The organism is Sphingomonas sp. AC435 (genome assembly GCF_979253005.1).
Genome location: NZ_CEEDCJ010000005.1, coordinates 185,006 through 198,335, shown reverse-complemented (window position 1 = coordinate 198,335; position 13,330 = coordinate 185,006). Strand labels below are relative to the sequence as shown.

Annotated in this window: 12 protein-coding genes; 5 read left to right on the top strand and 7 right to left on the bottom strand. The window is 68.9% G+C overall.

Annotated elements, in window-relative coordinates:
* Positions 1–2: 2 nt before the first annotated feature.
* From AC0CH8_RS12280 to lgt, 5 genes are all read right to left on the bottom strand, one after another.
* On the bottom strand, positions 3–1,334 hold the full coding sequence (locus AC0CH8_RS12280; protein WP_465240132.1) for a cystathionine gamma-synthase family protein: 1,332 nt from the start codon (positions 1,332–1,334) through the stop codon (positions 3–5).
* A gap of 66 nt (positions 1,335–1,400) precedes the next feature.
* Positions 1,401–2,159 carry a peptidoglycan editing factor PgeF gene (pgeF, locus tag AC0CH8_RS12275; RefSeq protein WP_465240131.1) on the bottom strand — a complete coding sequence of 253 codons (759 nt, stop codon included), beginning with the start codon at positions 2,157–2,159 and terminating at the stop codon, positions 1,401–1,403.
* Positions 2,160–2,167: 8 nt separating this feature from the next.
* Positions 2,168–2,674: an N-acetyltransferase family protein gene (locus AC0CH8_RS12270; RefSeq protein WP_465240130.1), complete on the bottom strand. Its 507-nt coding sequence runs from the start codon at positions 2,672–2,674 to the stop codon at positions 2,168–2,170.
* 1 nt (position 2,675) lies between these two features.
* Complete coding sequence (locus tag AC0CH8_RS12265; RefSeq protein WP_465240169.1) at positions 2,676–3,647, bottom strand: class I SAM-dependent methyltransferase; 972 nt, start codon at positions 3,645–3,647, stop codon at positions 2,676–2,678.
* Positions 3,648–3,725: 78 nt separating this feature from the next.
* A complete protein-coding gene (lgt, locus tag AC0CH8_RS12260) occupies positions 3,726–4,610 on the bottom strand; it encodes a prolipoprotein diacylglyceryl transferase (protein ID WP_465240129.1) in 885 nt (294 codons plus the stop codon).
* A 65-nt stretch (positions 4,611–4,675) separates the two neighbouring features.
* Between lgt and AC0CH8_RS12255 the strand changes: the two genes are divergently transcribed.
* From AC0CH8_RS12255 to phbB, 4 genes are all read left to right on the top strand, one after another.
* Positions 4,676–6,364: a class I adenylate-forming enzyme family protein gene (locus AC0CH8_RS12255; RefSeq protein WP_465240128.1), complete on the top strand. Its 1,689-nt coding sequence runs from the start codon at positions 4,676–4,678 to the stop codon at positions 6,362–6,364.
* Between the two features lie 101 nt (positions 6,365–6,465).
* Positions 6,466–8,649, top strand: a complete 2,184-nt coding sequence (locus tag AC0CH8_RS12250) for a xanthine dehydrogenase family protein molybdopterin-binding subunit (protein WP_465240127.1) — start codon at positions 6,466–6,468, stop codon at positions 8,647–8,649.
* Positions 8,650–8,651: 2 nt separating this feature from the next.
* The gene (hemH, locus tag AC0CH8_RS12245) at positions 8,652–9,671 is read left to right on the top strand and encodes a ferrochelatase (RefSeq protein WP_465240126.1); all 1,020 of its coding nucleotides are present in this window, start codon (positions 8,652–8,654) and stop codon (positions 9,669–9,671) included.
* Positions 9,672–9,701: 30 nt separating this feature from the next.
* Complete coding sequence (phbB, locus tag AC0CH8_RS12240) at positions 9,702–10,424, top strand: acetoacetyl-CoA reductase (RefSeq protein WP_204200067.1); 723 nt, start codon at positions 9,702–9,704, stop codon at positions 10,422–10,424.
* Between the two features lie 418 nt (positions 10,425–10,842).
* Here the strand turns inward: phbB and AC0CH8_RS12235 are convergent, their stop codons facing one another.
* Together AC0CH8_RS12235 and AC0CH8_RS12230 are read right to left on the bottom strand one after the other, a co-directional pair.
* Positions 10,843–11,691: a hypothetical protein gene (locus AC0CH8_RS12235; protein WP_465240125.1), complete on the bottom strand. Its 849-nt coding sequence runs from the start codon at positions 11,689–11,691 to the stop codon at positions 10,843–10,845.
* A 127-nt stretch (positions 11,692–11,818) separates the two neighbouring features.
* Complete coding sequence (locus tag AC0CH8_RS12230; protein WP_204200065.1) at positions 11,819–12,184, bottom strand: glycine zipper 2TM domain-containing protein; 366 nt, start codon at positions 12,182–12,184, stop codon at positions 11,819–11,821.
* 90 nt (positions 12,185–12,274) lie between these two features.
* Between AC0CH8_RS12230 and AC0CH8_RS12225 the strand changes: the two genes are divergently transcribed.
* Positions 12,275–13,324, top strand: coding sequence for an esterase-like activity of phytase family protein (locus tag AC0CH8_RS12225; protein ID WP_465240124.1), 1,050 nt, complete (start codon positions 12,275–12,277; stop codon positions 13,322–13,324).
* The last annotated feature ends 6 nt before the right edge of the window (positions 13,325–13,330 follow it).

The window sequence follows — 13,330 nt, the reverse complement described above, 5'->3', positions numbered from 1 at the left end:
GATCAGATCGCCGCCAGCGCCTGATCGAAGTCGGCGATCAGATCGTCCGCGTCCTCGACGCCGATCGATATCCGGACGAGGTTGTCGGTGATCCCCAGCGCCTGCTTGCGCGCATCCGGCACCGACAGGTGCGTCATCGCCGCCGGGTGGCTTGCCAGCGTCTCGGTCCCGCCCAGCGACACCGCGAGCTTCGCGATCCGGAGCGCGTCGAGGAACCGGAACGCCTCCGCCTCGCCGCCCTTCACCAGCAACGAGAAGGTCGATCCCGCACCCGAGCAATGCCGGTCGAAGATATCCTTCTGCCGCGCATCCTCGATGAAGCCGAGATAGCTCATGCTGTCGACCTTCGGATGCTGGCGCAGGAAGGCGCAGACCTTGGCCGCGTTCTCGCCCGCGCGGCTCATCCGCAGTTCCAGCGTCTCCAGCGACCGCAGCAGCATCCAGGCGGTGTTCGGGTCGCAGATCGTGCCGATCGTGTTGCGCATCGCGCGGATCGTGTTGATCTGCTCCTTCTTGCCCAGCACGCCGCCTGCGACCAGATCGCTGTGGCCGCCGGCGTATTTGGTGAGCGAATACACCACGATGTCCGCGCCGTGCTTCAGCGGCTGATGCCACAGCGGCCCGAGAAAGGTATTATCGATCGCGATCGGCGGCTTCTCTGCCTTGTCGGCGAAGATCGCGTCGCGGCTGGCGGCCACCGCCTGCACGTCGACCAGCGCGTTGGTCGGGTTCGCAGGGCTTTCGAGATAGATCAGCGCGACGTTGCCAGTCGCGGCCTCCTCCAGCACGCGGTCGATCTCCTCGCGCGTCGCGCCCGCCGGGAAGTCGAGCCACTTGACCCCGAACTTGCCGAGGATGCGGCCGATCAGCGTCTCGGTCGCGGCGTACAGTGGCCCGGAATGGACGATCGTGTCGCCCGGCTTGGTCATGGCCAGAAACAGCGTCGCGATCGCGGACATGCCGCTGGAAAACGCCAGCGCGTCCTCCGCCTCCTCCCAAACGCCCAGCCGATCCTCCAGGATCTCCTGGTTGGGGCCGTTGAAGCGCGAATAGACCAGCCCCTCGGCACCGCCCGGCCGCTTGCCGGTCACGCCCTCGAAATGACGCTTGCCGGCGGCGGCGTTGGGGAAGACGAAGGTGGAGGTCAGGAAGATCGGCGGCTTCAGCGCGCCTTCGGACAGCGCCGGGTCATAGCCATGCCCCATCATCAGCGTCGACGGCTTCAGCTTGCGGCCGCCGATCGCCTCGACCTCGGCCTTGGGGCTGATCCGCGCTTCGACGCCGGTCAGGTCGGCTTCGGTAGGGGTCGAGGGCGGGGTAGGGGTGTTCGGCATGATCCGTCTCCTTTGCGAAGGATGCTATCAGCCAACCCGTATCGTGGGAAACTAGTTCAACCCGAATTACAAACCGATAAGGGCGATCTGCCGCCCATAGGAGGGCTCGCCGCGGTGGGTCGCGCGCCGATAGGAGAAGAAGCGCGCCTCGTCGGCATAGGTGTCCAGCCCCAGCGCCTCGACCCGCGTCACCCCCGCCTGCGCCAGCCGATGCGCGACATACGCCTCCAGATCGAAGCGATGATGCCCCGGCCGCGCCTCCGAAAAGAACCGCTCGTTCGCCCGGTCGGCGGCGGCGAAGCGCGTCAGGAACGCGTCGTCCACCTCGTAGCTGCGCCGGGCGATGCACGGGCCGATCGCCGCGACGATCCGCTCCGGCTGCGCGCCCAGCGCGCGCATCGCGGCGATCGTCGCGTCGGTGACCCCGCCGATCGCGCCCTTCCATCCCGCATGCGCCGCCCCGACGACGCCAGCCTCGATGTCGGCGAGCAGCACCGGTGCGCAGTCCGCGGTCAGGATGCCGAGCAGCAGCCCCGGCCGGTTCGTCACCAGCGCATCCGCATGCGGCCGGATATCGCCGAGCGGCGCGGTGACGGTGACCGCGTCGGCGGAGTGGATCTGGTAACAGGTGGTCAGCGCCGCGCCCGGCAACACCGCGGCGACGGCGCGCGCGCGATTCTCCGCCACCGCTGCCGGATCGTCCACCGACCCCAGCCCGACGTTCAGCCCGCCGTGGATACCCGCCGACACGCCGCCGCGCCGCCCGAGGAACCCGTGCGCCACGCCGTGCAGTGACCGCGCCCGGATCACGTCCACATCCGTCATGCGGTCGTTCACAGGGCCAGCCGCATCAGATCGTCCTCGTCCGCCTGCTCGCCGACCATGAATGTATAGGTCCCGACCCGCTCGAACCCGCGCTTCTCGTAGAAGCGTCGCGCCCGGTGATTCTCGATGAACACCGACAGGTACAGGTCCTGCGCACCCTCCGCGCGCGAGGTCTCGATCGCCCAGTCCATCAGCGTCGCGGCGACGCCGGTGCCGTGCCACGCCCCCAACACATACAGCTGCCGCAACTCCGCCGATGGTCCGCGTCGCTCCACCGGCAGCGCCGGTGGTCCCAGCTTGGCGAAGCCGGCGGCGACGCCGTCGTCCTCGGCGATGCGGATGCGGAAACCGGGATCGCCCAATTGTGCTGCCCAGGCCTGTTCCGACAGCGTGTCGAGGAACGCGGCCAGATCTTCCGGACGGTACAGATGGCCGAACGTTTCGGTGAAGCTCTGCCGGCTCAGCACCGACAGCGCCGCCGCATCGCCGGTCACGGCATCGCGATATTCGATCATGTCATCCTCTGTCGAACGCCGCCGGCACCGGCCAGTCCGTCGCGGTCACCGCCAGCACCTTGAACAGCCGCCCCATCTCGCCAACCAGCCGCATCCGGTCCGCCGCGATCCGCTCCGCCTGATCGGGTGTTGCGCGGGCGAGGGCGGCGGCGCGCGGGTCGATACCCAGCGTCACCAGCCACTCGGCCTGCTCGACGGGTCCCCATGCGACCGCACCCGACGCCTGCGCGGCGGCGGCCAGCGTCGTGAAGTCGACATGCGCCGTCAGGTCGTGTTCGCCGGGATGCTCGTACGGATTGGCGAAGCCGTGCCGCTTCACCGCCTGCAGCGTCTCGCCCAGCACCGGCCCTTCGTGCCCGTAATCGACGACCAGCAGCGCACCGCCCTGCTTGGCGATCCGCGCCGCCAAGGTGCGGATGATCGCTACGCCTGCGGGCGACACCTCAAGCACCGACCCCGTCGGCGACGCGCGCAGCGGTTCGGGGATCACGGCGTCCGGCACCGGCTTGCCCGCGATCGGCAGGAACAGGATATCCTGGCACGCGACCAGCCGCTCGCGCCATGCGTCGGGTCCCTTGACCAGTTGTCGGATCGGCAGCGCGTCGAAGAACTCGTTGGCGACGACGATCAGCGGCCGGTCGGTCGGCAGTGTCTCGACCGCGTCATGCCAGGTCGCGTTCGGCAGCCGCTCCGCCTGCATCGCCCGCAACACCGGACTGGTCTCGACCAGATGCACGTCCGGCGTCAGTCCGGCCCGCGCCATCGCCCGCGTCGCATCCACCGCCAGCGTGCCGCGCCCCGGCCCCAGCTCGACCCACGCCACGTCCGGCCGATCGGCGCGGTCCCACAGGTCCGCGCCCCACAGCCCGACCAGTTCGCCGAACATCTGGCTGATTTCGGGCGCGGTGACGAAATCGCCGTCCGTGCCGAGCGGGTCGCGTGTCGCGTAATAATGCCCGTTGGCGGCGGCCATGTACTGCGACACCGGGATCGGTCCCGCCAGCGCGATCGCGCGCGCCAGCCGTTCGGGCAGGGCGTCCTCGCTCACGCGTCAGGCCACGCTCTCGACGCCGGCGATCGGCTCGACCCGCGTCCGCCGCTTCGTCGATGTCATGACCAGATACACGCCGCCCGCGATCATCGGCACGCACAGCCACTGACCCATGTGCAGGCCGGTCGCCTCCGCGAACGCGACCAGTTGCCGGTCGGGCTCGCGGAAGAACTCCACCGTGAACCGCGCGATGCCGTATCCGACCAGGAACAGCCCCACGAGCCGCCCCGGATAATAGCGCGCCCTGGTCCGCCAGAACGCATAGGCGAGCAGCGCGAACAGCAGCACGCCCTCCAGCGCGGCCTCGTACAACTGGCTCGGGTGCCGGGCCGGGTCGAGCATCGGATAGGGGACGGTGTGCGGGAAGATGATCGCCCAAGGCACGTCGGCGGGCTTGCCCCACAATTCGCCGTTCACGAAGTTCGCCAGCCGCCCGAAGAACAGTCCGAACGGCACCACGCACGCGACGTAATCGTGGATGCGCAGCCAGTCGAGCTTGTGCTTGCGCGCGAACAGGATGATCCCCAGCGACGTGCCCAGCACGCCGCCGTGGAATGACATGCCGCCATCCCACAACCGCACGATGCGCAGCGGATGCAGGAACATTTCCGGCGCGTAGAAGATCACGTAGCCGATCCGCCCGCCCAGGATGATGCCCAGCGTCGCGTAGAAGACGAGATCGTCGGCATGCCGCCGCGCCATCGGTGCGCCGGGCTGCGCGAGCAGCTTCAGCAGGTACCACCACCCGATCAGGATGCCGGCGATATAGGCCAGGCTGTACCAGCGCAGCGTGAAGAACCCGATCGAGAAGACATCGGGGTGAAGCCCCAACGATTCGAAACGGATATGATCGCCGACGGTCGCGGCGAGAATGGGCAGGATCAAGGCTTCCCCCTCTTGGATCGGGCCTGCATAAAGGTCGGAAACGACAAGACCAAGTGGAGAGAGCGATGCGGACGGAGCTGGATGGCCGGATGGACGGCATGCTCGCGGCGATCACGGGCGAAGGCGGCATGATGCCGCTGGCCTCGGTCGAACGCTGGGGCACGCAATTGCCGGTGATCGCCGCCGCCCCGCCCACGCTCGCCGCCTATTTCGCGCATTTCTGCGAACAGCACCGCGACGCCTGTTTCATCGTCGCGGGCGAGGAGCGGCTGACCTTCGGGCAGGTGTTCCAGACGGCGGTATCCGTCGCGAAGGCGCTGACCGGGCGCGGCATCGCCAAGGGCGACCGGGTCGGCATCGCCGCGCGCAACTCGCCGTCGTGGATCGTCAGCTACATGGGTATCGTCATGGCGGGCGGCGTCGCGACGTTGCTCAACGGCTGGTGGCAGGCGGACGAGCTGGCGGTCGCGATCCGCGACGTCGACTGCGCCCTGATCCTCGCCGATCCGCCGCGCGCCAAGCGCCTCGCCGCGATCCAGGGCCTGACCACGCCCGTCGTCGTGCTCGACGACACGCTGCCGCTGCCGCAGGCGATCGCGCCGCTGCTCGGGGGTGCGGAGAGCGAGTTGCCCGATCTGCTGCCGGACGACGCCGCGACGATCCTGTTCACCTCCGGCTCGACCGGCCGGTCGAAGGGCGCGCTGTCCGATCACCGCGCGGTGGTGCAGGGGACCTTCAACTTCCTCGCCTCCGCCGTCGTCATGCTCGGCCTGTCCACGCAGGACGGCAAGGCACCGCCCGCGCAGCATGTCACGCTGCTGACGCTGCCGCTGTTCCACGTCACGGGGGAAGTCCCCTGTTTCCTCCAGAGCTTCGCGATCGGCCGCCGGCTGGTCATCATGCCGCGCTGGGACGCGACCGAAGCGATGCGACTGATCCAGCAGGAGAAGGTCAGCTATTTCGTCGGCGTGCCGCTGATGAGCTACGAGATTCTCAACCACCCGGACCGTGCGGACTACGACCTGTCGACCGTCTCCGACTTCGCCGCCGGTGGTGCGCCGCGCCCGGAGGAGCATGTCCGCCGCATGGACGACGAACTGGGCGGACCCGCGCCGCTGATCGGCTTCGGCCTGACCGAAACCAACGCCGTCGGTACCGGCAACTGGCGGTCGAACTATGTCGCCAAGCCCGCCTCCGCCGGTCGTGCCTCGCCACCTTTGGTCGAACTCGCGATTCTCGACGATGCCGGCAATCATCTGGCACAGGGCGAGCGCGGCGAGATCGGAATCCGCTCGATCGCCAATTTCCGCGAATATTGGCGCGACCCGGCGGCGACCGCGGCGGCCTATACGCAGGACGGGTTCTTCCGGTCGGGCGACATCGGCTACCTCGACGAGGACGGTTACCTGTTCATCGTCGACCGCAAGAAGGACATCATCATCCGCGGTGGTGAGAATATCAGCTGCCAGGAGGTCGAGGCGGCGCTCTACGCCCATCCCGCGGTGCATGAGGCCGCGGTGTTCGGCCTCCCCGATGCGCGTCTCGGCGAAGTCCCCGCCGCGGTCGTCTATGCCGACGAAGGGCTGGAGCCGGACGATCTGACGAAGTTCCTCGCCGAGCACCTCGCGGCGTTCAAGATTCCCGCCCGCATCTGGTACGCCGCCGGTCCCTTGCCGCGGCTGGGTACCGAGAAGATCGACAAGGTCACCCTCAAAACCCACTACCGCGCCCTCGCGGCGGCGGAGGCGGGGTGACACTCATCCCCTTGCAGGGGAGGAGTGAAGTTGGCGCAGCAAACACTTAAGCCGCGCCCGAAAACCCGCTAACTCCATCCGATGACCTCGCCCGCGACCCCATGCCGATAGACCGCCGCCAGCTCCTGGTCGCCGGCGGCATCGGCACCGGCCTGATCGTCGCGTGGAATCTGTGGCCGCGCGATTATCCGCCGACGCTGGTCGCCAGTGCTGGCGAGACGCCGTTCGGTGCGTATCTGAAGATCGGCGAGGACGGCCATATCACCGTTGCCGTGCCGCAAGCCGAACACGGGCAGGGCATCTGGACCACGCTGCCGCAGATCGTCGCCGACGAACTCGGCGCGGATTGGCGCACCGTGGCGGTGGAGGCCGCACCGCTCAGCCCGCTCTACGCCAACGCGCTGGGGCTCGACGACCTGCTGGAGGGGATGCCGACCGGCGTCACCGCCGCGAACCCCGCACCGATGCTCACCGCCGCCTCCAGCGCGATCCGCCGCTTCGAGGAACCCGCGCGTGATGCCGCCGCGACTGCCCGCGCGCTGTTGTGCATGGCCGCCGCCGAACGCTGGGACGCGGACTGGCGCGCGTGCAGCACCGCGGCCGGCTTCGTCGTTCTCGGCCGGCAGCGCCTGCGCTTCGCCGAACTCGCTGCCGCCGCGGCGAAGCTGACCCCGCCCGATCCGTTGCCGATCGGGGTGCAGGGGGCGGGCAAGCTAATCGGGCAGGACCTGCCGCGCCTCGATGCCCCGGCCAAGGTCGACGGCTCCGTCAACTTCGCCGGCGATATCCGGCTTCCGGACATGGTGCATGTAGCCATCCATCAGGGACCGCTGGGCGACAGCCGGCTGGTGAAGGTCGATCGCGCCGCCGCCGACCGCGTGCGCGGGGTGCTGTCGGTGGTGGAGACGCAGCGTTGGGTTGCCAACGTGGCGACGACATGGTGGGCCGCGAGCCAGGGCCTGGAGGCGCTCGGCGCCCGGTTCGAGACGCACGGCCCGCGGATCGACGACGCGTCGATCGCCCGCGCGCTCGATACCGCCCTCGACGGGAACGGCCACCGGTTGGCCGCGACCGGAGACCTGTCCGCGGTGTTCAGGGGCGCGGTGCTGTTCACCGCTACCTACCGTGCCGCAGCAGGCGTTCACGCCGCGATCGAGACGCCCGCCGCCACCGCACACTACGACAATGGCCGGCTGGAGATGTGGCTGCCGACGCAAGCCCCCGGCCTCGCCCGTGCCGCCGCGGCGCGCGCCGCCGGGTTGGCGGAGGAGGCGGTGCTGGTTCACCCGATGCAGATCGGCGGGTCGGTGGGGCAGGGGCTCGACACGCAATGCGCCGAACAGGCCGCTTTGATCGCGGTGAAGATCGGTCGCCCCGTCAGCCTGACCTGGTCGCGTGGCGAGGCGATGCTGCATGACGAATACCGCCCGCCCGCGGTCGCGCGGATGGCGGCGCGGCTCGGGGCGGGCGGTGCGATCCTCGGCTGGCAGGCGAAGATCGCCGCGCCTGCCACCGGCCTCGTGCTCGCCCGGCGCCTCGTGCCTGGCGTCGGCACGCGGCTGGTGCAAAGCGCGGACGGCGCGGATGCCTATGCGGTGGGCGGCGCGCTGCCGCCGTACCGGTTGCCGACCGTCGCGATCGATCATCACCCCGCGGACATCGGCATCCCGACCGGTCACTTCCGCGGCGGCGCGCATGGGCTGACCTGCTTCTTCACCGAATGCTTCCTCGACGAACTCGCGCATGCGGGCCGGTCCGAACCGGTATCCTTTCGCATCGGGATGCTGGGCGGCGAGCCGCGTCTGGCGCGCTGCCTGTCGACCGCCGCCTCCCTCGGCGGGTGGGAAGGCGGCGTACAGGGCAGCGGGCAGGGGATCGCCGCGCATGCGTTTCGCGGCAGCTATGTCGCCGTCATGGCGGAGGCACATATGGGGGACGACGGCCGCCCGGTGGTCGATCGGCTGGTCGCGGCGGTCGATTGCGGGCGGATGGTCAATCCCGACATCGTTCGTCAACAGGTCGAGGGCGGGCTGATCGTCGGCCTCGCACAGGCATTGGGCGGGGCGACCGGGTTCGACCGCAATCTCGCGACGGCGCGCGGCTTCGACGGGTTGTGGCTGCCGCGACTGGCCGATACGCCGGATATCACGGTGGAGCTGATCCGCTCCGGCGAAGCGCCCGGCGGCGTGTCCGAACTCGCCATTCCACCCGTCGCGCCGGCGATCGCCAACGCGCTGCATGCCGCGACGGGCTATCGCATCCGCCGCTTGCCGCTAAGAGCCTGAGCATGAACCCTCCCGTCCACGCGCCCGCCGATCATCCGCCCATCGCGAAGCCGCGCATCGGCGTGCTGCTGATGAATCTCGGGACGCCCGATGGAGCGGACGCAAAGTCGGTGAAGCGCTACCTCGGCGAATTCCTGTCGGATCGCCGCGTCGTGGAAATTCCGGCGATCGCGTGGCAGCCGATCCTGCGCGGCATCATCCTGAATACGCGGCCGAAGAAATCCGCGCACGCCTATCAGCAGGTCTGGCGCGAGGATGGCTCGCCGCTCGCCGCCTTCACCCGAGCGCAGGCGACGCGCCTGAAGGACGCGTTCGGGCCGGGCGTGCTGGTCGACTGGGCGATGCGCTACGGCAACCCGGCCATCGCCGAGCGGTTGCAGGCGATGAAGGATGCCGGGTGCGAGCGCATCCTGCTCGCACCGCTCTATCCGCAATATTGCGCGGCGACGACCGCGACCGCCAACGACAAGGCGTTCGCGCATCTGGCGACGATGCGCTGGCAACCGGCGATCCGCACGCTGCCGCCCTATCACGACGATCCCCTCTATATCGGCGCGCTCAAGACCTCGATCGCGGAGTCGCTGGCGCGGCTCGACTTCGAGCCGGAAACGCTGATCGCGAGCTTCCACGGGATGCCGAAACGGACGCTGGCGCTGGGCGACCCCTATCATTGCCACTGCCAGAAGACGGCCCGCCTGCTGGCGGATGCGCTCGGTCGGCCGGTGACGATCGCGTTCCAGTCCCGTTTCGGACCGGCCAAGTGGCTGGGGCCGGCGACCGACGAGACGCTGGTGGCGCTGGCGAAGGCCGGCACGCGCAGGGTCGCGGTCGTCGCACCCGGCTTTTCGGCCGACTGTCTGGAGACGCTGGAGGAACTGGCGATCCGTGGCCGCGAGTCGTTCGAAGAGGCGGGGGGCACCCATTTCGCCTATCTGCCGTGCCTGAACGACGAGGATGTGAGCATCGAAATGTTGCGCAACATCGTCTCGCGGGAACTTGAAGGCTGGGTGCGCCTGCCCTAGCGTCGGCACAACCAGAACGGGAGAGGTTGAATGGCACGAGTGGCGATCGTCACGGGCGGAACGCGCGGCATCGGCGAGGCGATCAGCCTCGCGCTGAAGGAAGCCGGCTTCACCGTCGCCGCGAACTATGCGGGCAACGAACAGCGCGCGGCCGAATTCACCGAACGGACCGGCATCCCCGCCTACAAGTGGGACGTGTCCGACTACGACGCCTGTCAGGAGGGGTGCGCAAAGGTCGCATCCGATCTCGGTCCGGTCGACGTGGTGGTCAACAATGCCGGCATCACCCGCGACGGCACGATCCTGAAGATGACCTATCAGGCGTGGAAGGAAGTGATCGACACCAATTTGGGCGGTTGCTTCAACATGGCCAAGGCCGTCTTCCCCGGCATGCGCGACCGCAAATGGGGCCGCATCGTCAACATCGGCTCGATCAATGGACAGGCCGGCCAGTACGGCCAGGTCAACTACGCCGCCGCCAAGTCCGGTATCCACGGCTTCACCAAGGCGCTGGCGCAGGAAGGCGCGCGCGCCGGAGTGACGGTCAACGCGATCGCGCCGGGCTATATCGACACCGACATGGTCGCTGCAGTCCCGCCCGAGGTGCTGGAGAAGATCGTCGCCAAAATTCCGGTCGGTCGCCTGGGCCAAGCTCACGAAATCGCACGCGGCGTGGCCTTCCTGTGCTCGGAGGACGGCGGCTTCGTCACCGGATCGACGCTGAGCATCAACGGCGGCCAGCATATGTACTGACGATGGCGGCAGCGCGGCCTTGCCGCGCCGCCACCACCGGCACGGCCGGCGGGTCGGCGCAAGCCGAACCGGTCGACGTCGAACGGCGGTGCGGCAATCGTGTGCATCGAAACGGTCGCACGCGGTGACATGACGTCGAACCGCCCGCTCCGTTCGCCTGAGCCTGTCGAAGGGCATGCGCCTCATCGGTGCTTCGACAGGGTCAGGGCGAACGGTTCACGGGGATGTCATCAGAACCCCGCCGTAGAAGACCCCGACGCAAGCCGGGGCGACGTATCCAGGGCGGACATAGCCGGGCCAGTCACTGACTACCGTCGGCGCGCGGCGGTAAAAAGCAACGTGAAGTTCGCTTGCACCCGGAGCGGCCTCTCGAACTTGCCAAAGCCGGCGAGACCGAATTTCGGCGCGCAACGCCCGCCTATTTCCCGCCGCCACCGACGATCGTCGCCACGATCGAACTGCTCGTATTGACCGAGGCCCGGTTGCCCTGTCCGCTGTACAGGCCGCGCAGCACGCCACGATCGATCGCCGTCAACGTCGCCGGTGCCCGCGTATCGCCGTCCGGCGTGAACGTCGCAAGGATCGAGTCGCCCGCCGCCGCCCGCCCCGAGCGTCCGTCGGCGAGTCCCCTCATCGCGGCATAGTCGGCGATCTGCGTCGTATCGCGTCCCGCGACACTGGCCGCGTCGATGACGATATAGGCCGCGACGATATCGCGGCGGAACGAGAGCGCGACGCGGCTGGGGCTCTCGATCGCCAGTTCCGGCGGTCCGCCTGCACCAAGGTAGAGCGGCGTGCCGTCGCGGCTGCGGACCTCGGCTTCCACCCAGGCGCGGGCGGCGCCCGGCTCCGCGACGATCCGTCGGACGTCCGCCAGCGACTGCGCTGCGACGACCCCCTGCCGGCGACTGGCGAGCCGGCGTACCGTGACCCGCGAATCGGGGACGATCAGCACCAGCAGGTTCGGATCGCATCCGGGCTCGCCGACGCGCAAGCCGACCTCGTCGGCGATGACACCGATCCTGTCGACGATCGCCTGTGCGGACGGACGCGCGAGGCCGACCACGCCGGGGCACACCGGCACGGTGAAACGCGCAAGCGGGTGATCGAACGACAGGGGCGGGAGCACGCGCTCCACCTTCCGTCGGACCTCGTCCTTGATCGCCGGACGTTCGCCCGTAACGATGATGTCGGGCGCGGGCACCGTCGGCGGCGCAACTGGCACCTGGGCCGCCACCTGCACCGACAGCATGATCGCACGAAACATGCTTTCACCCGTAGCGTGGAGGCGTTGACACCGCAATGCAGGCGCACGCACAAGGGGGCCGGCCCCGCCAGGAACCGACCCCCCGCCCCCCAAACGCTACGCGGGGGGTACGCAACTGCCGCAGGCGTTAGCGGCGGCAGTATCCGGGACGATCCGACCGATCGATCTCGCGACCGGCGAGTCCGCCGAGCACCGCGCCGCCCAGCGTGCCGACCGTTCGGTCGCCGCGGGTGTCGACGGTGCGGCCGAGCAGGCCGCCGGCAATGGCGCCGATGATGGCACCGCCTGCGCCGTCCTTGCACCGCTGACGCCCGCGATAGTCGCGACGGTCACGGTAATCGCGACGGTCGTAGCCGCGATAGGACTGGCCGTAACCGCGATCGTCGTAGCTGCGATAATGACGGCCGCGCTGCGCTTCGGCAGCGGTGGCGGGGATCAAGGCCGACGCGCCCATTGCGAGAGCGGCAGCGGCGAGGGAAAACTTCCTGAACATGTTTCTTACTCCCGTTTCTGGCCCGTCGGCGGGTTGTGGGCCCGTCGTCGATGAGAGGCTTTTCGCCGATTCGCGTTGAGCGGATACTGAATGCGTCCGTTATCGGCGGTTCAGGCTGGCGGCGCGGGGAGTGTCCGCTATGGCCGGCGGGTGCGACGCCCCGTTCTACTGGCCACGATCGTCCTCTTCCCTCTCGCGGTGCTGCCACGGTGGACGACGCTGGAACGGCGACCGGTGCCCTCAGGCCAACTCTCGGTCACGGCGGAACGCGTGCCACTCGATGCCCGCGATCCGGCGCGACGACGCGTCGGCTGCCTCGATTATCTGGGTGGTGTCGCCCTGACCGGTAGCGACCGCACGTTCGGCGGCTTCTCCGCGCTCGCGGTCCGTGGCGACCGGTTTACGATGATCGGCGACGGGGGGCAGGTGCTCCGGTTTCGAATGGGCGCCGACTGGACGCCGCGCGACGTCATGTTCGAGGATCTGCCCGGCGGCCCTGCCAGCGGCTGGGAAAAACGCCACCGCGACGCCGAGTCGCTTGCGATCGATCCCGTCACGGACCGCGCGTGGGTGGGGTATGAGGGTTATAACCAGATCTGGCGCTATACGCCCGGCTTCGGTCGCGGCGACCGCGGCATCGCGCCGGCGGCGATGCGGGACTGGAGCGACAATGGCGGGATCGAGTCGTTCGCTCGTCTGGCGGATGGCCGTTTCGTCGCGATCTCGGAATCACCGCCGCGCGAAGTGGGAGCACGGCTGCGGATGGGGCTGGTCTGGCCGGGCGATCCGACGCGGACCCGGCCGGCGTTCCGATTCGGCTATGCCCCGACCAACGATCACGACGATCCGTCGGACATGACCCAATTGCCCGATGGCCGCCTGCTGATCCTGGAGCGTGGGTTCACATTGCCCTTTTCATGGTCGCTCCGCGTCGGGATCGTGGATCTGCAGGCGATTCGGCCAAAAGCGCGCGTGCAGGCGCGGCCGATCGGCATCCTTGCCGCGCCGCTCATCACGGACAATTTCGAAGGCGTCGCCGCCCGGCGGGAAGGCGGCTCGACCGTCGTCTGGCTGGTGTCGGACGATAATCACCTGCCGATCCAGCGCACCCTGCTGCTGAAGTTCCGGCTGACCTGCTAGCGGATC

Excerpts from the sequence above, each read along its gene's own strand:
- AC0CH8_RS12280 (WP_465240132.1), bottom strand. The coding sequence starts at position 1,334 with ATGCCGAACACCCCTACCCCGCCCTCGACCCCTACCGAAGCCGACCTG.
- pgeF (WP_465240131.1), bottom strand. The coding sequence starts at position 2,159 with ATGACGGATGTGGACGTGATCCGGGCGCGGTCACTGCACGGCGTGGCG.
- AC0CH8_RS12270 (WP_465240130.1), bottom strand. The coding sequence starts at position 2,674 with ATGATCGAATATCGCGATGCCGTGACCGGCGATGCGGCGGCGCTGTCG.
- AC0CH8_RS12265 (WP_465240169.1), bottom strand. The coding sequence starts at position 3,647 with ATGGCCGCCGCCAACGGGCATTATTACGCGACACGCGACCCGCTCGGC.
- AC0CH8_RS12255 (WP_465240128.1), top strand. The coding sequence starts at position 4,676 with ATGCGGACGGAGCTGGATGGCCGGATGGACGGCATGCTCGCGGCGATC.
- AC0CH8_RS12250 (WP_465240127.1), top strand. The coding sequence starts at position 6,466 with ATGCCGATAGACCGCCGCCAGCTCCTGGTCGCCGGCGGCATCGGCACC.
- hemH (WP_465240126.1), top strand. The coding sequence starts at position 8,652 with ATGAACCCTCCCGTCCACGCGCCCGCCGATCATCCGCCCATCGCGAAG.
- phbB (WP_204200067.1), top strand. The coding sequence starts at position 9,702 with ATGGCACGAGTGGCGATCGTCACGGGCGGAACGCGCGGCATCGGCGAG.
- AC0CH8_RS12235 (WP_465240125.1), bottom strand. The coding sequence starts at position 11,691 with ATGTTTCGTGCGATCATGCTGTCGGTGCAGGTGGCGGCCCAGGTGCCA.
- AC0CH8_RS12230 (WP_204200065.1), bottom strand. The coding sequence starts at position 12,184 with ATGTTCAGGAAGTTTTCCCTCGCCGCTGCCGCTCTCGCAATGGGCGCG.
- AC0CH8_RS12225 (WP_465240124.1), top strand. The coding sequence starts at position 12,275 with ATGCGTCCGTTATCGGCGGTTCAGGCTGGCGGCGCGGGGAGTGTCCGC.